Below are 19843 nucleotides of genomic sequence, written 5' to 3'. Positions count from 1 at the left end.
GCCAACATGAAATATGGATTACTGGGTCTGGCTGCGCTGCTGCTCAGCACGCAGGCTTATGCTGAAAACTATCGCATCGTACAGTCCCCGGCACAGAAACTGGATGTCTGGATTGATGACGTAAAAAACAATCAGCTGTCGAGCTGGTGTAACAGCACCATTAACCTGCGCATCGTCACCCTGGGTGAAAAAAACGCCGCGGTGTTGAAAGATTTTCTGCCCCGCGTTGCCGGACTGATGGCGTCGCAGTGTAAACCGCTGCAACAGTTGCACTGGCAACTGACCGATGCGCAGGGGAGTGAAATTGCTACTGGCAGCGCCGCCCGTGCGCAGCAGTGGAAAACCGTGGTGACGCCGCCCGCGACGCAGCCGGTCCAGCCGACGGCTACAGCGGTCCCCGCAGACGCACTACGCAACGCCGCTCAGGCCGACACGTCGCCGTGGCTGCAATTCAGTCTGCTGGACGGATGCCATTTCCGTACCTGGTGGCAGCACCCGGCACAGGGCAGCGCGCTGTTTGTTCCGGCAAATCAGGGGCTGATCTGCGGTTCGGATGGCTGGCTCAGCGGACACAGCCGACTGACGCAACAGGGTAACGGCGCACCTGCGGCAGTCGGCGTGACCTTCCTGCAGGGTTTTCCGGTGATGGGGTTGAGCAATCAGTCGCCCACTGCCGAACTACACATCACCACGGTCAACAGTGAACGCATGGTGCTGAGCAATGAAAAATCCCCGGATAGCTGGCTGATTCTGCCGTTCAGCAACCGCTTTAACGGCTGGCAGGCAACGCGTCAGGTGGTGGTGCAGATGCCCGTCAGCGAAGCCGCCGATCAGAGTGCGCTGCAGGCGCGTCTGCAGGAAGTCCGTAAAGTCTGGTCGCCGTGGATCAGTGGCGATGCCGCACTGAGCGTGCAGCTGGTGGAAAAACTGCATCCTGAACTGAAAGATCCCGCCGCTGCGGTTTACCGCACCCTTAACTGACGCAAAAGGAGTTTGCATGGAATCCTTACAACACCGTCTGGCCAGCGCCACCCTCGGCGAGACGCTCGCTGACGTGACCCGCCAGATTCAGGCAAATCCGGCGAATGCTGACCTGCGGGCCGCCTTTGTGCAGTTGCTCTGTCTTTCAGGCAACTGGGCGCGCGCGCAGACGCAGCTGCAATCCTGGCTGGCGTTAAGCCCGCAGGCGCAACCGACAGTTAATCTGCTGCAACAGGCGATCGCCGGTGAGCTGCAGCGTGACGCGGTGCTGCGTGGCCAGGCCGACCCGGTGCTGCCGGGCAGCGCCTGGCACTGGTGCAACACGCTGCTGGCCGCCTTACAGGCCGAAACGGCGGGTGATGTCGCGCGCGGCAGCACGCTGCGGGCTGAAGCGCTTGAGCTCGCGGCGGCCAATCCCGGCACCGCGACGCAGCAGGATCAGCCCACCGCATTCAGCTGGCTGATGGATGGCGACAGCCGTTTCGGGCCAGTGTGTGAAGTTATCAGTCAGGGCCGCTATTACTGGATCCCGTTTGCCGCCATTCGTGAGATGCAGTTTCAGGCACCCGCCAGCGTCACCGATCTGGTGTGGCGTCACACGCGTGTGCAGCTGGTTGATGGCAGTGAGCAGGTGTGCCAGATCCCGGCGCGCTATCCGCTGCTGGCGGCATCTGACGAACGTTTTCTGCGCGCCAGCGTCACCGAATGGCAGCCACTGGGTGAGGATCCGGACCAGTTCATCGGTCAGGGGCAGAAAATGTGGCTCAGCGACAGCGCGGAATTTTCGCTGCTGAGCCTGCAGCAGGTCGCGTTTGACAGCGTTGAGTCCGACGATGAGCCATGATTCAGGCGCGCAAAACGACGGCTATGCCCAGCTGCATGGCGGCTTTCGCGCGCGTAAAAAACGCGATGCGTTAACCGCCCGCGACAAGCTGCAATCCTCGCTGCTGGATCGCCTGACCGACAACGCGCCGGATAAACAGCAGGAAGCGGACAACAGCATGCTGATCACTCACAGCACGCTGCGCCGCCACGTACTGCGCGATCTGCAGTGGCTGTTCAACACCATCAACAATGAAGCGCAGCAGGATCTCAGCGGCTTTGACCAGGTGCAGCGCTCTGTCTGGAACTTCGGTGTGGCACCGCTGGCCGGGCAGAACGTCTCCGATATCGAATGGCAGGATATGCAGCGCAAAATGACCAACGCCATTCTGCACTTCGAGCCGCGCATCCTGCCGCAGGGTTTACAGGTGCGCTGCGTCAGCGATCTCGGCTCGCTCAGCCTGCACAACGTGCTGTCGATTGAGATCAAAGGGCGGCTCTGGTGCGTGCCTTATCCGCTGGCGTTTCTGTTCCGCACTCAGGTTGATCTGGAGAGCGGCCATTTCGAACTACAGGATGCAGGGTAATCATGGACAGCAATCTGCTCGACTATTACAACCGTGAACTGGCCTACCTGCGTGAGATGGGGGCCGAGTTCGCTGCGCGCTACCCTAAAGTGGCAGGACGTCTTGGCATGCGCGGCATTGACGTGGCGGACCCCTATGTCGAGCGACTGATGGAAGGTTTTGCCTTCCTGACGTCGCGCGTGCAGCTGAAGATGGATGCGGAGTTTCCGCGTTTCTCGCAGCGTCTGCTGGAGATGATTGCGCCATCCTATCTCTCGCCAACGCCGTCAATGGCGATCGCTCAGCTGACGCCGGACAGCCGCAAAGGCGACATCACCCAGGGCTTTCGCGTGCCGCGCGGCACCATGATGGAGAGCCAGAACCTGAAAAAAACCGGCGTGACCTGCAGCTACACCACCGCGCACGATGTGGTACTGCATCCGCTGCGCATCAGTGAAGCCAGTCTCGGCGGCGTGCCCGGCGATCTGCCCTCTGGCGAGCTGAAACTCGGCGGTCTGGGCGCGGTCAGTGCGCTGCGTATCCGCATCAGCTGCGAAGGGATCTCCTCGCTGAGTCAGCTTAGCGTGGACGATCTGATGCTGTTTCTCAGCGGCCCGGATATCCAGGCACTGAAACTGCTGGAGTTGCTGATGCAGCACCGGGTGGGCATCGTGCTGCAGTCGGTTGAGAAGCGTCCGCAGCGTCAGGTGCTGACAGATGACGCGTTACAGCAGCAGGGCTTTGCGCCGGAGCAGGCGCTGCTGCCGGACGATCTGCGCAACTTTGACGGCTATCGTCTGTTGCAGGAGTATTTCGCCTTTCCGGCGCGCTTCCAGTTTATCAGCCTGAGCCAGCTGGCCCCGTTTCTGCGCCGCTGCGACAATGCCATGGCGTTCGACATCATCATTCTGCTCGACAAAGCGGACAGCGCACTGGAAAGCGTGGTTGATCACAGCCATCTGGCGCTGCACTGCACGCCTGTCATCAATCTGTTTCCGAAAACCGCCGAGCGCCTGAAGGTCAGCGACAGCCAGCATGAATATCATCTGGTGGTAGATAACATCCGTCCGCTGGATTATGAGGTGCACTCGGTGCAGCGGCTGTTCGCTACGGTAGAGGGCAAGCGCGAAGAGCAGGTTTTCCGTCCGTTCTGGAGCACCTTCAGCGGTGACCAGGGCGATTACGGTGCCTATTTTTCACTGCGCCGCGAACAGCGCACGCTGTCCGAGCAGGCGCAGCGCTACGGCACGCGCACCGGTTACATCGGCTCAGAAGTCTTTCTGTCGCTGGTGGATGAGCATCACGCGCCGTGGCACGACGAGGTGCGCTATCTCTCCGCCGACGTGATGTGCACCAGTCGCGATCTGCCGCTGATGCTGCAGCAGGATCAGGGTAACTTCGTGATGCCGGACTCCATTCCGGTATCGGAGCTGAAGCTGTGCAAAGGGCCGACGCCTCCGCGTCCGGCGCTGGCCGAGGGACTTTCCGCGTGGCGGCTGATCAGCCATCTGCAGATGAACTACCTCAGCCTGATGGACAGCAGCGACGGAGAAGGCGCGGCGGCGCTGCGTCAGCTGCTGAGCCTCTACGCCAACCTGGCGGAAGCGCCGGTCGCCCGTCAGATTGACGGCATCCGCCACTGCACGCTCAGCGCGGTCAACCGCCGCGTGCCGGAGCCGGGCCCGGTGGTATTTGCGCGCGGCGTCAGCATCACGCTGGAAGTGGATGAGCAGGCGTTTTCGGGGGCCAGCCCGTGGCTGTTCGGCAGCGTGCTGGAGCGGGTCTGTGGCCGCCTCGTGGCGCTCAACAGCTTCACGGAGTTCACCCTGAACAGCCAGCAGCGTGGAGAAGTGGGCTACTGGCCGCCGCGCATGGGCCGGAAAGCGCTGATATGAGTGGCGAAAAGGTGATTTCGCTGCCCCGGCTCACCCGTCTGCCGGATGATTTCTGGCAGCGGGTGATGGCCGCGCCGTGGCGCTACGATCTGTTCCAGCTGCTGCGGCGGCTGGATGCGCAGGGCGGTCAGCGCTATCCGCTGGGCCGTGCGCCGCTGCCGAAGTTCGAATCGGTGCGCATCGGTCAGACACCGTCACTGGCGTTTGCGCCCGCCACCGTCGCCAGCGCCACGCCGCGTGACGAGGCGGGACGTCATGAGCTCTCCATCTACAGCTTCGGCCTGTTTGGCCCCAACGGCCCGCTGCCGACCCATCTGACCGAATATGTGCATGAACGTATCGTGCATCATCAGGATCACAGCCTCTCGGCGTTTGCTGACCTGTTTCACCATCGCGCCACGCTGCTTTTTTATCGTGCCTGGGCCGATGCGCAGCCGACCGTGTCGCTGGATCGCCCCGACGACAGTCGCTTTCTGAACTATCTCGCCTGCCTGGCGGGCATCGGTTTACCGGCCCAGCAGCAGGCCAGCTCGCTCAGCCTCCATGCCCGACTGATGCTGGTGGGCCACCTCAGCCGCCACGGCCACGATGCCGAAGGGCTGGTGCGCATTCTGCGCCACTACTTTGGTGTGCCGGTCAGGCTGACGCAGAACCTGCCGCACTGGCTGACGCTGGACAGCCGCGATCAGGCCCGACTGGGCGCGGGACGCCATATGCCCCGGCTGGGCGCTTCTGCATTTCTCGGCGTGGCGGTGCGCGATGTGCAGCACCGTTTTCGCCTGCACCTGGGACCGCTCAGCGCCGCGCAGTATGCCCGTTTTCTGCCGGATGCCCCCGGCGCGCGTGAAGTACGCGACTGGGTGCGTCACTACCTGGGCATTGAAATGCAGTGGGATCTCAGCCTGATCCTGGCCGCTGACGAGGTACAGGGTGTGACGCTGGGTGGAACTGCCCGACTCGGCTATACCAGCTGGCTGGGGCTCGCGCCGCAGCCGCAAGATCGTGAAGATTTTATGTTTGAGGTTGAGGCTGCTTCGCGCTAGCCCAGCCGCTTTCCCTGTTACACAGCCTGCGTCTTTCATTGAAGAGAGCCCCCTATGTCAGAAATCAGCCGTGCCGTGCTATTCGGCAAACTGGATACGCTGTTATTTACCTCGCTGGAAAGCGCCACCGCCTTTTGCAAACTGCGCGGCAATCCCTATGTCGAGCTGGTGCACTGGCTGCATCAGCTGATGCAGCAGCAGGATGGTGACTTACAGCAGGTCATCACACATTTTTCACTGGATGAAAAGGCCCTGACTCAGGATATCGTTGCCGCGCTGGATCGCCTGCCGCGCGGTGCCAGTGCGGTCTCCGACCTCTCCGAGCATATCGACAGCGCCGTTGAACGGGCGTGGGTTTACGCCTCGCTGAAATATGGCGCGACCCGCATTCGCGGCGGCCATCTGCTTATCGGCATGCTGAAAACCTTCAACCTGGCCAGCGTGCTGAAAGGCATCTCCGGTCAGTTCAGCCGCGTCAACGCCGATGCGCTGCTGGCGGAGTTCGACACGCTGCTCAGCAACAGCAAGGAAGCACAGCAGGTGCTGAGCGCACCGGCGGATGCTGGCGGCGCACCGCCCGCCGCCAGTGGCAGTACGCTGGCACAATATGCGCAGGACCTGACGGCGCGTGCCCGTGAAGGCCGCATTGATCCGGTAACCGGACGTGACGACGAAATCCGCCAGATTGTCGATATCCTGATGCGTCGCCGCCAGAACAACCCGTTGCTGACCGGCGAAGCGGGCGTCGGCAAAACCGCGGTGGTCGAAGGCCTTGCGCTGCGTATCGCGGCGGGCGATGTGCCTGCGCCGCTGCGCGATGTGCAGCTCTGGCTGCTGGACATCGGCATGCTGCAGGCGGGTGCCGGCATGAAAGGGGAGTTTGAAGCGCGACTGCAGGCGCTGATCAATGAGGTGCAGTCCAGCCCGACGCCGATTGTGCTGTTTGTTGATGAGATCCACACCCTGGTCGGGGCAGGCGGTCAGCAGGGCACCGGTGATGCCGCCAACCTGCTGAAACCGGCGCTGGCACGTGGACAGCTGCGCACCATCGGCGCGACCACCTGGGCGGAATACAAAAAGTACATTGAGAAAGATCCGGCGCTGACCCGTCGCTTCCAGACCGTGCAGGTGCAGGAGCCGGATGAAGCCAAAGCGATTCTGATGCTGCGCAGCACCGTCAGCGCACTTGAGAAACATCATCGGGTGCTGTTGCTGGATGATGCGGTCAGTGCGGCGGTGAAACTGTCGCATCGCTACATTCCGGCGCGCCAGCTGCCTGACAAAGCGGTGGCGCTGCTGGATACCGCCTGCGCCCGCGTGGCAGTTAGCCAGGGCGCGCAGCCCGCGGCGCTGGAAGATTGTCTTCACCGTCTGGCGGCGCTGGAGATTGAAGCGGAGATCATCGAACGTGAAATCCGGGTGGGCCTGGGCGACGCCACCCGCCAGCAGGCGATTGCAGCGCAGCGCACTGCGCTGGAAGCCGAGCGGGAAGCGCTGCAACAGCGCTGGCTGCAGGAGCGCGAACTGGTCGAGACACTGATTGCGTTGCGCGCCCGCTGTGTGACAGAAGAGGATGCGGCGCTGCGTGAACAGCGTGATGCGACGCAGCAGCAGCTTATTGCGCTGCAGGGCGACACGCCGCTGCTGTTTGCCGCCGTCGATGCGGGCGTGGTGGCTGCCGTGGTGTCGGACTGGACCGGCATTCCGCTGGGCAGAATGGTGAAGAATGAGATCGACGCGGTGCTGAATCTGGCCGACACCCTGAACCAGCGGGTCATCGGCCAGCGTCACGGTCTGGATCTGATCGCCAGACGGGTACGCACCTCGCGCGCGCGCCTTGATAATCCCAACAAGCCGGTCGGTGTGTTTATGCTGTGCGGGCCTTCCGGTGTCGGCAAAACCGAAACCGCGCTGGCGCTGGCCGAGTCGCTGTACGGCGGCGAGCAGAACATCATCACCATCAACATGAGTGAGTTTCAGGAGGCGCACACCGTCTCGACGCTGAAAGGGGCACCGCCGGGCTACGTCGGCTACGGCGAGGGCGGCGTGCTGACCGAAGCCGTTCGCCGTCGCCCCTACAGCGTGGTACTGCTGGATGAGATTGAGAAAGCCCATCCGGATGTGCATGAACTCTTCTTCCAGGTGTTTGATAAAGGCTGGATGGAGGATGGCGAAGGCCGGCACATCGATTTCCGCAACACCATCATCATTCTGACCTCCAATGTCGGCACGCAGTTAATCAGCGCGATGTGTGCCGATCCTGAACTGATGCCCGATCCCGATGCTCTGAGCACCGCGCTGCGTAAGCCGCTGCTGGAGGTGTTCCCGCCTGCGCTGTTGGGCCGCCTGCTGGTGGTGCCTTACTACCCGCTCAGCGACGCGATGCTGGCGGAGATTGTGCGGCTGCAGCTGGCGCGCATTGTGCGTCGTCTGGATGATAACCACGGCATTGAAGCGCAGATCGACGAGTCGGTGGTGAGCCAGATCGTGCAGCGCTGCACCGAAGTCGAGTCGGGCGGTCGCATGGTGGATGCCATCCTTACCAACACGCTGTTGCCACAGATGAGCCAGATCCTGCTGAGCGCCCACGCCCGTGATGAACGCTATCGCCGCGTCGATGTGCGTTGTGAGCAGGGTGAATTTGTCTGCCAGTTCGCGGTTTAAAGCCTGGCTATCAGAGAGTAATCGAATATGTCGGAACATGATCAACCCCTGAATGTCCCCAACGCCTTGCCGCTGGGTTACCGCTTCAATGAGTTTGAAATCAAAGAGGTCATCGGCGGTGGCGGCTTTGGCATCGTCTATCGCGCCTGGGATCACCAGCTTGAGCGTGATATCGCGATCAAAGAGTTTATGCCCGCCTCACTGGCAGTGCGCAGCGATGATCTGAATCTGGTGCTGCGCAGCGAACGGTTCAGCAAAACCTTTCACGCCGGACTAAACAGCTTTATTCAGGAGGCGCGTCTGCTGGCGCGCTTTAATCATCCGAACCTGCTGCATGTGCTGCGTTTCTGGGTGCAGAACGACACCGCCTACATGGGCACGGTGTTCTACAGCGGCACCACACTCTCGAACTTCAGCGAACGTAATCCGCAGTCGGTAAATGAGGCCTGGATCCGTCGCATGTTGCCACCGCTGCTGGGCGCGATCAAAACCATCCATGAAGCGGGTTATCTGCATCGCGATATCTCGCTGGATAACGTCCAGATCCAGAGCAGTGGCGAGCCGATCCTGCTGGACTTCGGGTCGGCGCGTAAAACTATCGGCAATCTGTCGGATGAGAGCGAGACCATGCTGCGTCCCGGCTATGCGCCGATTGAGCAGTACAGCGACAACGACGAGAGCGAGCAGGGCGCGTGGACCGATATTTACGCGCTGGGCGCGGTGCTGCATACCCTGATCACCGGTGCGCCACCGCCAGTCAGCGTGGTGCGCAGCATCGAAGATAACTACCAGCCGCTGGTACAGCGTCGTCTGGCGGGCTACTCGACAGCACTACTCAGCGCCGTCGATCGCGCGCTGGCGCTGAAACCGGAAGATCGTCCGCAGAGCATTGATGATTTTGCTGCGCTGATGGCGCTGCCGGAACGCGAACCGGAACCGCTGCTCAGCGCAAAAATGAGCGGACCGGGCACCATGCTGGTGCCGATTGAAGAAGAAGAGGAGGTGATCAAACCCGCCTCTAAACTGAAAACGCTGCTGGGACACCGCTTTGCACTGCCGGGCCTGGTTGCCGCTGGCGTGCTGGTCGGCCTGGGCGCCGGTCTGCTGATGTCACGCGGTAACGAACAGACACCGCCGGCTGAGACCGCGCAAAACAGCGCACCTGCCGCCACCGTCGCGCCGGTTAACCAGCCGGTTGCTGCGCCTCCGACTCAGACTGAGGCCCCGCCGGATACCGTTGCCAGCGCACCGGCTCAGACTGCTGAGCCGGTGCAGACCGCCGCACGTGAACCCGATCCACAACCGGCACCACCACCCGCGCCGGTCGCCCAGGTCTATATCCGTCTGCAGCAGGGTGAACGCGTTCAGGTGAACGGTCAGCCGCAGGCGCTGGTGCCGGCGGTGAATGGCTTCGCCACGCTGCAACTGGCGCCGGGCAACTACACCTTCGCCATCAGCGGCCAGAGTGGCACCCGCGAACAAACGCTGAACATCAGTGAAGAAGGTGTCTGGTTGCTCGATCCACACAGTTAATAGTCAGGGATTACTTATGTTCTCACGCATTACTGCACAGCTGCCGGCGGACGGCCTGCTGTTCCATACGCTTAAGGGGACCGAGACGCTGTCCCGTCCGTTTGTGCTCACCGCTGAACTGCTGGCCACCGACGCGCGCATCGACCGCCACGCCCTGCTGGGGAAGCCGGTGACGTTTACGCTGCCGACCGACGGGCTGATGAACGCGCTGAGCCCGCGCTACCTCAACGGCAAAATCACCCGGGTGGCGGTGCGCAGCCAGGAGCTGAGCGGCACCCGCTACGCGGTCTATGAGCTGACGGTTGAGCCGGACCTGTGGCCGATGAAGCGCGACCGCAACCTGCGCATCTTCCAGAGCCAGACGGTGCCGCAGATTGTGCAGACGCTGCTGAAGGAGTACGGGGTCAATGTGGAGACGCGCCTGGCGGGCAGCTACCGGGTGTGGGAGTACTGCGTGCAGTATCAGGAGAGCAGCCTGGACTTTATCAGCCGCCTGATGGAGCTGGAGGGGATTTACTACTTCTTCCGCCACGAGTCGGACAAACACACGCTGGTGCTGTGCGACGCGCCGGACCAGCATCAGGCGTTTCCGGGCTATGAGACCATTGCCTATCACGTCACCCCGTCGGGCGGCGTCGTCACTGAAGAGGGCATCAGCCAGTGGTCGCTGGCGGAGAGCGTGACGCCGGGCATCTACAGCACCGACGACTATGACTTCCGCAAGCCGAACGCCTGGATGCTGCAGGCGCGGCAGAACCCGGCGTCGCCGGTGCCGGGCTCGGTGGACGTTTACGACTGGCCGGGCCATTTTGTCGACCACAGCCACGGCGAGTCCTACGCGCGCATCCGTCAGGAGGTGTGGCAGGCCGAGCACCACAGCGTCAGCGGGTCTGGCACGGCCACCGGCATCGCGCCGGGCTTTACCTTCTCCATCATCAACGCGCCGCACTTCAGCGACAACGGCGAGTATCTGGTGACCTCGGCGACCTATGACTTTGCCGAAAACAGTTACGCCAGCGGCGACACCGGCGACAGCCGTCACAACATCCACTTCACGGTGCTGCCGTCGTCAGTGACCTACCGCACGCCGCCCGAAACGGCGTGGCCGAAAACGCACGGCCCGCAGACGGCGAAGGTGGTGGGACCCAAAGGCGAGTCGATCTGGACCGACCGCTACGGCCGGGTAAAGGTGAAGTTTCACTGGGACCGGCTGGCGAAGGGCGATGACACCAGCTCCTGCTGGGTGCGCGTCTCCAGCGCCTGGGCGGGCCAGGGATTTGGCGGGGTGCAGATCCCGCGAGTGAACGACGAAGTGGTGGTGGACTTCATCAACGGCGATCCGGACCGTCCGCTGATCATCGGCCGGGTTTACAACGAGGCAAGCATGCCGCCGTGGGCGCTGCCGGCGGCGGCGACGCAGATGGGCTTTCTGAGCCGGTCGAAGGATGGCACGGCGGACACCGCGAATGCGTTAAGGTTTGAGGATAAGTCGGGTGAGGAACATCTGTGGATTCAGGCGCAGAAGAACATGGATACGCATGTTAAAAATGACGCCAGCCATTCAGTCGCCAACAATCACAGCCATTACGCGGGCGGCAATGAGCTCTATCGTGTCGAAACCAACCGTGTCCACGGTGTAAAAGGGGGCGAAGAGCGGCTGACCGGTAAGGGCAAACTCGATGCGGTGGTCGATACCTATGTAGTGGGTTCGGGCACCAAACTTCGCCTTGAATGCGGAGAGAGTGCTATCGAACTTAATGCGAACGGTCAGATTAATATTGTGGGCAAGGGGTTCAATATTTTCGTGCAGGGCGATGGTCACATCACCACCTCTGGCGGCAAACTGAACCTGAACACGGATGGCGCGAAGCCGGGCACAAGCGCACCGGGCTCCAGTCATAAACAGAATATCAGCCAGGCCGTAGAGAATCTGTTCCCGCCGAAGCAGAAAGGACAGGCAGCTCCGGCTGCGCCAAAAGCTGCGGCGGCACCGGCGAAAGGGGCGGCTGCGCCGTTAAAACAAACCGCTAATTCGGATGACGCTAAGAAACTTGATGACAGTGTTGTTCGATCAATTATGAAGTCAGAAGGAGCGGGTGGTGAACAGGGCGGTGTTCCGGAAATGTACGGTTTCAGAAAAGGATTTGGGCCTGCATATAAAGATATCGCAGCCGCCAGGAAGAAGTATGGTCAGGGGAGTGATGAAGAATTTGAGGTGGTGTCAAAATATATGAACCAGACAGCCCAAAAAGCCGGGGCGCTTAATTTTAGTGATCCAGGAAAACAAGCAGCCGTTATGTCATTAGCACACATGAGAGGAGTGGGAGGTGCTCAGGCTATACTCAATTCTATGAGTGGTGATGATATCGTCAAATCTTCACAACTCACTGAAAAATCTATTGACTATGTTGAAAAAATGGGTTCTTCTGAATTCCAAAATGACCTTGTCAGCGCCAGATTGAATTATGACAAGGCTATATATGGTTCAACCACTACGGTGAAAAATGGTGTTTCATATAACTGGTGGGATCATTATTCAACCGGTTTGACTAAGCGCTATACCAATGAAGCTGCTGAATTTTTGAAGTTTTCAGGTGAATGAAATGAATCTATTTATTAAGTTATTTTTTCTGGTCGTTTTTACAGGTGGTTCAATAGGTGTTGCAACAGCATCGGATACCCAGACGGCTTATTCTCAGTATAATAACCTGAATAGTGTTTCAGCTATTTTTAATGACCAGAAAGTCGTTTCCAGTTTAAAATCTGTTTTAGGCAGCGAGTACAGTGACTTTAGCCAGAATTTTGATGTATTTGGCGAGCCTCACAAAACAGCTAAGGGGGGTATATTTGTCGAGGGCTGGTTAAAAGATCTTTATCTTGAGCAGGCTTCAGCATTTGTTATACAGCCTGACGGTAAAGTGTATGCTGCATGGATGCTGCCTGAAGATAATAAAATACATTATGTAAGCAATGATCTTGCAAATAATAAAATGCAGGAAGATATTGTGAGTTGGGCAAAGCGTTTTGATAAAGAACAGTCAGTTACTCCTGCTAAAAACCAAAAAGAAATGCAAAGCAATAGCGAGAAAGTTTTCGAGACGGAAAAATTCAAAATCAGAATAACGTCGCTTTGCCCTGTGGGTTCGGAGTGTAATGACGTTAGTTATGAGGGTGTAAGGAAATCAGATGGGGCAGTTGTCAGATTAAAAGGCAAAGCCATGAAAAGTGATTGTGGTCAAGCATCCTGCCCGGTGTTGAGTTATAAATTCCGTAATCATGATGCAACCTATATTATCAATAATGTAATTAGTAATCTTACTGTTGTTGTTAATAATAAAATCGTACTATCTGAAGACGGAAAGTGGAAGAGTGATTCCAACTAATTAAATCTCTGCATGACAGTGCGTCATTTTTGTGCGCTGTCATGTAAACCATTTTTGTCAGCATTATATTTTTTCCTTTCCTCAGGTTTTTATCCTGCATTGCCAGGGCTGAATCCAGTAAATAATCGTCAGGACCCGCCCTTAACATGGTGACATTTCCGTTTGGTCGTATATTCGGTAAAGGTGAAAAAACCTCCACTACCAATCAACTTTACGAAGATTACTATGGGGGCTGGTATGATAAAAATTATCCGACAAAGTAAGGTGTTTATTTTATTAATGGCTGGTTTCATGTTAAGCGGAATAGTGGAAGCGAAGATGCAAAAAGAAGATATATGGGGTTTTGTTACAAAAATGAGTACCTCCATAAAGAATCTATCTGTGGAACGTATTCATCACGTACCACTGGCGTTTACATTAAAAAGTCAAAATGAGTACATTAATTTCTATCAGGCTAATCCTGTAAAACTACAAGATGCTTCGGAGATTACGGATATTGAATTGCGTTTAAGTAAAACATCTGATGGCATGCCCCCTTTCCTTAGCTTTATTCCTCATGGGAAATGCCTCTCGCTCGATGATGTCAAAAAGCACTATCAGAGTGTTAAGTTAACCGATTATCCTCGGGGGCAGTCTGAAAACGAAGTGACCAGCTATACATCATCCCCAGATATTAATGGACAGGTCATCACGTTTTCATTTTCTGCCAAAAACCCTGATTGCCTGAATAAAATTATTATTACTGCCGATGAGTAAAAGAACGTGATGTTGAATCCATTGCCTCATATTTGAGGCCCTTATGCCTTTACTCCGATAAAAACACAATGATTGTAAATCGTTTTTTCACCAGCCTTATATTTGTGTCTGTTCTCATGGTTTTATCCTGCATTGCCAGGGCCGAATCCAGCACGGAATCGTCTGTTCCTGCCCTTAACGAGGGCGATTTTTCCGTTCTGCTAAACGACTATGCTTTCACTCCCGGAGACACATGGAGCAATGAAAGCTTCGTACGGGCTGGTAAGGCTCTGAGTTCAGTTCTGGCCGGAGAAGTGGCTATCAATAACCAGCAGTACAACTACTTCCAGCATAGCTATGACGGCTTTGAGTTGTTCAGCGCGGCGGCGGTGGGAGATGCCAGCCACACGGTTCTGGCTGAGATCCTACTGGAAAATGCCAATGTGCCGACGTCCCGAAATATAAAGGTAGGCGATAGCCTGGAACAGGTTCAGCAAGCCTATGGACCCGGAAAAGAAGATAACAGTGATAATCAGCACTGGCTTGTCTACCCGTCTGGCGGGAAACAGTTGATGTTTCAGATTGACCAGGGAAAGGTCAGTTGCATCATGTTGAAAACAGACATGGGGGCAGAGCAAAGCGAAATCAGCGCTGACCAGGCTATCAGCGCTGCAACCGAAGCAATTCATACCTGGCAACTGACCACCCTCGATGAGAAATGCCTGCGATACGATCTTGACGACAGCAGTGATGAAAGTTTCTTTGTTATTACGGTTCGTGAAGATAATCACGACGCCAGTTGCGGTGGCGATCCTGATATTACGCATCGACTTTTCGACATTAAAGTTGCGCGTGATAATACACAGATACTCACTAATGCCGATAACGTTGATGGCGAATATCATAGCCTTATTCCACCCGCCACAAACAATTAATAAAACGGATACCCAATATGCATTACCAATTCAATGAGGGCGCCTTTGCGCTTTTTCCTGCTGCCTGGCAGGACACCACCATGAATATTCTCCGCGATGAAGCCAGTGGGCTGGCATGGGTTGTGAGCCGTGGCGTTATTTCTGAGGGCAGTGATGCTGAAAAAGAGTTCCAGCGTCAGTGGGACACATTGCGGAGTCAGATGGGCCATATCCAGCAGACTGAATTTGTACGTTTGATGGCAGGTGTGGATAACACATTACACGCGGTAGAAGTTGAAACCGTATTTGACCGTAACGGGCAGGCAGTGTGGCAGAAACAGCTGGCTACACAGGTGCCTGATTCGAACATCTTAATGATTTTTACGCTCTCAGCCATGCGTCCATTCAATGAAGAGGATGGACAGCGCTGGAGTGCATTTAAACAAAGCCTGAGTCTGAACAATCCACGGAAAGCATAACCTATGGATAACCCTGCTGCCCGCGTGGGCGACGAGATCATTCACTCCAGCATTTTCGCTGATATCACAAGCATTGTTGCGGAAGGTGCGGCCTATGCCGTCATTGGTGCCGCAGTGGGTGCTGCTATCGTCTCGGCAGCGCCTCTGCTGGGCACAGGGGCGGCAGCGGCGAGTGTAGCAGCCGTGGGTAACAGTTGCCTGCTCAGCGGTATTCTGGGTGGTGTACTGGCCAATGCCGTTGGTCTGTCACAAGAGATCAGCAAAGCGGCCGATGGGCTGGGAAACATGATATTCCCGCCGTCACCTGCCGGAGTAATCGCCACTGGATCAGTGAATGTCTACGTTAATGGTCTTTTAGCCGCACGCGCGGCCGGGATGCTCACGCCCGGCGAGACACCGCCACCGGAACCACAATCGCCGCAGAGCTTCGCCGACTATGGCGGCATGTTGCTCTCTGCGGTCGGCCAGTTTGGCAGTGCAATGTGGCAGCCCACGGTAGCCTCCGCCGATGCGGGCACCTCTCCGCTGGAGCAGGACAAAGTGGCCTGTGAAAAACACAGCGCACCGCAATATCTGGCTCAGGGATCGAAAAGCGTCTTTATCAATGGCCAGCCTGCAGTGCGCGCAAAGGATAAAACCACCTGTGACGCCACCGTGAGCGACGATGTTTCCCCCAATGTCATCATTGGTGGTGAAACCGTCACGGTCAGAGAGATCAAAAGTGGCAAGGTGCCAGGTCTGGCCGTGATGATGATCGGCCTTTCCCTCATCCGTGGTCGCCCCAGTCAGATCATCAAAAACATGCCCTGCGCGCTGGCCGGTGCCGTGGGCGGTATGGCGGCGGACATGGCTATCAATGCGGCCTTCTCGTCGCTGTTTCCGGTTCATGCGGCGACCGGCGTCAAAGTCCTTAATGATGATGCCGAGCGCGATTTTTCCCTTCCAGGACGTTTCCCGCTCAGTTTTCAGCGCAGCTATAACAGTCTGACTCAGCGCGCTGGCTTGTTTGGTCAGGGTTGGGCCACGGTGTTTGACAGCTACCTGACGCTGGAAGGGAATCGGGCGACCTGGTTTGATGACAACGGGCGCGAACTGAGTTTTGACGTTCCCGGTGACAAAGAGGTGCTTTACAGCATCAGCGAAGGGCTGATGGTGCGCCGCAACGAGTCTGGCGATATCGCCATTGCCGATGATGACGGTGCGGTATGGCGTCTTTACAGGCGCACGGCCGCTGATCCGCAGGTGCTGCGGCTGGCTTCACTGAGCGACGAGTACGGTAATGCGCTGGAGATGGGCTGGGATGAACAGGCCCGCCTGGTACGTATCCATGACGCGCCGCTGGCGATTGACGTCACGCTGCACTACGACGACAAACAGCACGCGCGGCGTCCGACATCAGCCAGCCATTTTGATGGCGATCAGCACTGGCCTCTCATGCGCTGGACCTACAATGATCGGGGCCAGCTTGCCAGCGTTACTGATGCCGCAGGCGTTGTCTCACGACGCTTCCGTTACAACGACGATGGATTGATGGTCTGGCACCAACTGCCGGGCGGGCTGGAGAGTGAATATCGCTGGCAGAAGCTGGATCACTGGCGCGTTGTAGAAAACCGCACCAACAGCGGTGATGGCTGCCACATGCATTACGATCTTGAGGCGGGCATCACCCGCGTGTCGACCTATGACGGTCAGCAGCGCGAACACCACTGGAATGCCGCGGGACTCATCACCTGTTTTATCGACGAGCGCGGCGAGAAGTGGCGTTATGAGTGGGATGAAAACGAACTCCTGACGCGTCGCATCGATCCGCTGGGCAACGCGGTGAGCTTCACCTATGACGATCTGGGCAACCGTGTTGAAGAGAAGGATGCTGACGGTGGTGTGCAGGCGGTGCAGTGGCTGTCACACCGTTCGTTGCCCACGGTTGTTGCCGGAGCAGATGGTTCCACAACGAAATACTATTACGATCCCCATCACGGCCTTGAACGTGTTGTTGATGCGCTCGGGCAAAGCACGCTCTATCAGCGGGATGAGTTCGGACTGGTTGTCGAAGAGACTGACGCAGCAGGTAATAGCTACCGCCGTGAGTTTAATGATGCCGGCCAGGTTATCCGTGAAACCGACTGTTCAGGGCTGACCACGCGCTACCGTTATCATCCCCTGGGCTGGCTCAGCTGTGTCATCGCGCCGGATGGTGAAGAAACCCGTTATCACTATGATGCAGCAGGCCGTCCTCTTCAGCTGGAACGTGCAGAAGGATGGGAAGAGCGGTTGCACTGGAGTGAAAACGGACTGCCGCTGGCCTATGAATCGGCTGATGGCAAGCGCAGTGAATTCCGTTACGACAATGTCGGGCGATTGATCGCCAACCGTAATGCGCAGGGTGAGACGGTTCAGCGAAGCTGGGACAGCCGTGGCCGGTTGACGGCGCTGCAAAATGAGAACGGAGAACAGTATCAGTTCGAGTGGGGCGCAGATTCTCTGTTGCTGGCCCAGGTCGGGCTGGATGGTGTTGCCACACGATATGACTATGATGCGGCGGGCCGCACGGTATCACGCACCTTTGCCGCCGGACATCCTCAGTCCATTACCCATCGCTATCACTGGAGCCGTGCGGGGCAACTGCTGGAGCGGACCACGCCGGAAGGCCAGACGCGCTATCACTACAGCGGTGGGGGGCAACTGGGCAAAGTGTCGCAGCATTTGCCGCTGTCTGACACCGAGTGGAGCCAGCAGGCCGAGCAGGAGATTAACTTTAAGTACGATGCGCTGGGCCGCATCGTTGCTGAGCAGGGGGAGCAGGGCGAACTGGCCTGGGAGTATGACGCGCTGGGCAACTGCACTGCCCTGACGCTGCCGGATGGCCGCAACCTGAAGCAGCTTTATTACGGTAGCGGCCATTTACTGAGCATCGCGCTGGACAACCTGCCGGTCACCGAGTTTACCCGTGACACGCTGCATCGGGAACTGAGCCGGACGCAGGGCGGCCTGACCATGCGCAGTGAATACGATCGCTTAGGCAGACTGCGCCGCCGCGACGTGTTTAAGGGGGACGCACAGCGACCTGCACCGCGCGTCTGGTCCCGCCGGCGCGACTTCGATTATGGCAACAACCTGATCCGTGAAGAGCGCGACGATAATCCGTTCAGCCAGACATTATGGAACTACGATAACGCCGGGCGGCTGTTGTCTCAGGACGGTGCGCAGCCGGGTAATGAACAGTGGCGCTGGGATGGCGCAGGCAACCCGCTGGATCGCCATAGTGCCGCTCATGTCATGCATAACCGCGTCACCGAACTGAACGGTATCCGCTGGCAGTACGATATTCATGGCCGTACCACTGAGAAAGATGACGGGCACACCCGCTGGCGTTATCGCTATGATGGTGAGCATCGCCTGACGGATGTGATCAGCGAGCCGCGGGACCGCAATAAGCCGCGCACTAAGGTGAGTTTCCGCTACGATCCGCTGGGACGCCGCATCAGTAAAACCAGCCAGCAGCTGTTACAGGGCAGGCCGTCGGGCAACGCCGTCACGACGCGCTTTGTATGGGAAGGCTACCGCCTGCTGCAGGAAATCCACGACGGGATCCCGCTGACCTATGTTTACAGCGACAGCCAGAGCTATGAGCCGCTGGCGCGTATTGATGGTGTGGAAAGCCCGGAGATTTACTGGTTCCATAATGCGGCCAACGGAATGCCGGAGCTGCTGACTGACGGTGAAGGGCAAAAAGCCTGGGAAGGGATCAACAGTCCTTGGGGCAAACTGCTGCGTGAATCCAGCCAGCGGATGCCGGTCGTTCAGCAGAACCTGCGTATGCAGGGCCAGTACCTGGACCGGGAAACCGGACTGCACTACAATCTGTTTCGTTATTATGACCCGGACAGCGGACGGTTTACCCAGCAGGACCCGATAGGGCTGGCGGGCGGGATCAACCTTTACCAGTATGCGCCGAACGCGCTGGGTTGGGTGGATCCTTGGGGGCTGACAGCATGTGGTGATAAACCAACAAAGCGGTTACCCGAGGCTGAGCAAGGGCAATATAATTACAGAGGGATACATAAAGGTCATCCTGAATGGGATAATGCTTTGAAAGGTAAGGTTGTACCGGGTAATGTAAATTCTAAAATATCTCCTGAAGAGCATAACTTCGGCGGTGTGTCTGGAGATAGTCCATTTACTTCATGGACTGATGATCCTGCTGTTGCGCGAGGGTTCGCTGGTGCAGAGGGTGTTGTGCTCAGAGTTAAAACGGGAGCACCTAAACCAGGTGATGCCTGGTCGTGGGAATATTCCTTTGATGAATGGATGGAGCGAGAGATATTAATGAAAGGAGTTCGGTTTGGTGATGTGGAGGTATTTCTGCCGTGATTGACTTAAAAGCATCCAAGCTTATAGATGAGCATTTTCCTGAGATTTACAAGGGCTTATTGAACAATAATGGCAATAATAAAATTGCTGCTTTTGAATGCAATAAAGAAAATGAATTGCGCTTGATGAAAGTTCATTATGAGAATGCTAAACGCTCAGGATTAAATGCGATAGGCTTAGAAAAGCTAATAACCGAACTGGAGAAAAACCATGAGGATACAGTGTTCCTTATTAACATAAGGAATGAAGGGTATTTTTTTAAATTGTATCTTGGCCAAAATTTACATGAGTTATTAGGATATGTCATTTTAGAGTTAAGGAAGAAAACTGAAGAAGAACTACGCTGGGGGCGTGAAGTTTTGGGTATTAAGAATAAAAATTCTGATATTTAAAATATTATTTCCGTTTTGGGATTTTCTGTTGCGCTGATATAAGCCGGCCGGGTCGCTGGCATTCG

General features: G+C 57.2%; 14 protein-coding genes. All 14 read left to right on the top strand.

The window, feature by feature from the left end:
* The first annotated feature begins 6 nt into the window (after positions 1–6).
* The 14 genes from HFD95_RS02855 to HFD95_RS02790 all read left to right on the top strand — a co-directional run bounded on the left by HFD95_RS02855 (position 7) and on the right by HFD95_RS02790 (position 19778).
* Complete coding sequence (locus HFD95_RS02855) at positions 7–981, top strand: hypothetical protein (protein ID WP_033767004.1); 975 nt, start codon at positions 7–9, stop codon at positions 979–981.
* A gap of 16 nt (positions 982–997) precedes the next feature.
* Positions 998–1825, top strand: a complete 828-nt coding sequence (locus tag HFD95_RS02850; RefSeq protein ID WP_167429804.1) for a type VI secretion system accessory protein TagJ — start codon at positions 998–1000, stop codon at positions 1823–1825.
* Positions 1815–2390: a type VI secretion system baseplate subunit TssE gene (gene tssE / locus HFD95_RS02845; RefSeq protein ID WP_010246069.1), complete on the top strand. Its 576-nt coding sequence runs from the start codon at positions 1815–1817 to the stop codon at positions 2388–2390. Before HFD95_RS02850 ends, tssE begins: the two co-directional genes overlap by 11 nt.
* A 2-nt stretch (positions 2391–2392) precedes the next feature.
* Complete coding sequence (tssF, locus tag HFD95_RS02840) at positions 2393–4264, top strand: type VI secretion system baseplate subunit TssF (RefSeq protein ID WP_010669908.1); 1872 nt, start codon at positions 2393–2395, stop codon at positions 4262–4264.
* Entirely contained in the window at positions 4261–5307 is a 1047-nt protein-coding gene (gene tssG / locus HFD95_RS02835; RefSeq protein WP_033767010.1) for a type VI secretion system baseplate subunit TssG, read from the top strand. Before tssF ends, tssG begins: the two co-directional genes overlap by 4 nt.
* Before the next feature lie 54 nt (positions 5308–5361).
* Positions 5362–7971 (top strand): type VI secretion system ATPase TssH, encoded by a 2610-nt coding sequence (tssH, locus tag HFD95_RS02830; RefSeq protein WP_167429803.1) that lies wholly within the window; start codon positions 5362–5364, stop codon positions 7969–7971.
* Between the two features lie 27 nt (positions 7972–7998).
* A complete protein-coding gene (locus HFD95_RS02825; RefSeq protein WP_111533704.1) occupies positions 7999–9504 on the top strand; it encodes a serine/threonine-protein kinase in 1506 nt (501 codons plus the stop codon).
* Positions 9505–9520: 16 nt separating this feature from the next.
* Complete coding sequence (locus HFD95_RS02820; RefSeq protein ID WP_167429802.1) at positions 9521–12106, top strand: type VI secretion system Vgr family protein; 2586 nt, start codon at positions 9521–9523, stop codon at positions 12104–12106.
* A gap of 1 nt (position 12107) precedes the next feature.
* The gene (locus HFD95_RS02815; RefSeq protein ID WP_167429801.1) at positions 12108–12887 is read left to right on the top strand and encodes a hypothetical protein; all 780 of its coding nucleotides are present in this window, start codon (positions 12108–12110) and stop codon (positions 12885–12887) included.
* Positions 12888–13124: 237 nt separating this feature from the next.
* A complete protein-coding gene (locus tag HFD95_RS02810) occupies positions 13125–13643 on the top strand; it encodes a hypothetical protein (protein WP_233273060.1) in 519 nt (172 codons plus the stop codon).
* 68 nt (positions 13644–13711) lie between these two features.
* The gene (locus HFD95_RS02805) at positions 13712–14557 is read left to right on the top strand and encodes a hypothetical protein (protein WP_132498476.1); all 846 of its coding nucleotides are present in this window, start codon (positions 13712–13714) and stop codon (positions 14555–14557) included.
* Positions 14558–14574: 17 nt separating this feature from the next.
* Positions 14575–15015 carry a DcrB-related protein gene (locus HFD95_RS02800; RefSeq protein ID WP_010246011.1) on the top strand — a complete coding sequence of 147 codons (441 nt, stop codon included), beginning with the start codon at positions 14575–14577 and terminating at the stop codon, positions 15013–15015.
* Between the two features lie 3 nt (positions 15016–15018).
* A complete protein-coding gene (locus HFD95_RS02795) occupies positions 15019–19386 on the top strand; it encodes an RHS repeat-associated core domain-containing protein (protein ID WP_167429799.1) in 4368 nt (1455 codons plus the stop codon).
* Positions 19383–19778, top strand: coding sequence for a hypothetical protein (locus HFD95_RS02790; RefSeq protein WP_233267941.1), 396 nt, complete (start codon positions 19383–19385; stop codon positions 19776–19778). Before HFD95_RS02795 ends, HFD95_RS02790 begins: the two co-directional genes overlap by 4 nt.
* Positions 19779–19843: the final 65 nt, after the last annotated feature.

The sequence above is a fragment of the Pantoea sp. EKM10T genome (assembly GCF_011800685.1).
Taxonomy (GTDB): domain Bacteria; phylum Pseudomonadota; class Gammaproteobacteria; order Enterobacterales; family Enterobacteriaceae; genus Pantoea; species Pantoea agglomerans.
Note: the sequence above shows the minus strand (reverse complement) of the source record. Positions and strands in the feature narration are given on the sequence as shown.

What these genes read in the sequence shown, in the direction of transcription:
- HFD95_RS02855 (WP_033767004.1), top strand. Translation starts at nt 7, where the DNA reads ATGAAATATGGATTACTGGGTCTGGCTGCGCTGCTGCTCAGCACGCAG.
- HFD95_RS02850 (WP_167429804.1), top strand. Translation starts at nt 998, where the DNA reads ATGGAATCCTTACAACACCGTCTGGCCAGCGCCACCCTCGGCGAGACG.
- tssE (WP_010246069.1), top strand. Translation starts at nt 1,815, where the DNA reads ATGAGCCATGATTCAGGCGCGCAAAACGACGGCTATGCCCAGCTGCAT.
- tssF (WP_010669908.1), top strand. Translation starts at nt 2,393, where the DNA reads ATGGACAGCAATCTGCTCGACTATTACAACCGTGAACTGGCCTACCTG.
- tssG (WP_033767010.1), top strand. Translation starts at nt 4,261, where the DNA reads ATGAGTGGCGAAAAGGTGATTTCGCTGCCCCGGCTCACCCGTCTGCCG.
- tssH (WP_167429803.1), top strand. Translation starts at nt 5,362, where the DNA reads ATGTCAGAAATCAGCCGTGCCGTGCTATTCGGCAAACTGGATACGCTG.
- HFD95_RS02825 (WP_111533704.1), top strand. Translation starts at nt 7,999, where the DNA reads ATGTCGGAACATGATCAACCCCTGAATGTCCCCAACGCCTTGCCGCTG.
- HFD95_RS02820 (WP_167429802.1), top strand. Translation starts at nt 9,521, where the DNA reads ATGTTCTCACGCATTACTGCACAGCTGCCGGCGGACGGCCTGCTGTTC.
- HFD95_RS02815 (WP_167429801.1), top strand. Translation starts at nt 12,108, where the DNA reads ATGAATCTATTTATTAAGTTATTTTTTCTGGTCGTTTTTACAGGTGGT.
- HFD95_RS02810 (WP_233273060.1), top strand. Translation starts at nt 13,125, where the DNA reads ATGATAAAAATTATCCGACAAAGTAAGGTGTTTATTTTATTAATGGCT.
- HFD95_RS02805 (WP_132498476.1), top strand. Translation starts at nt 13,712, where the DNA reads ATGATTGTAAATCGTTTTTTCACCAGCCTTATATTTGTGTCTGTTCTC.
- HFD95_RS02800 (WP_010246011.1), top strand. Translation starts at nt 14,575, where the DNA reads ATGCATTACCAATTCAATGAGGGCGCCTTTGCGCTTTTTCCTGCTGCC.
- HFD95_RS02795 (WP_167429799.1), top strand. Translation starts at nt 15,019, where the DNA reads ATGGATAACCCTGCTGCCCGCGTGGGCGACGAGATCATTCACTCCAGC.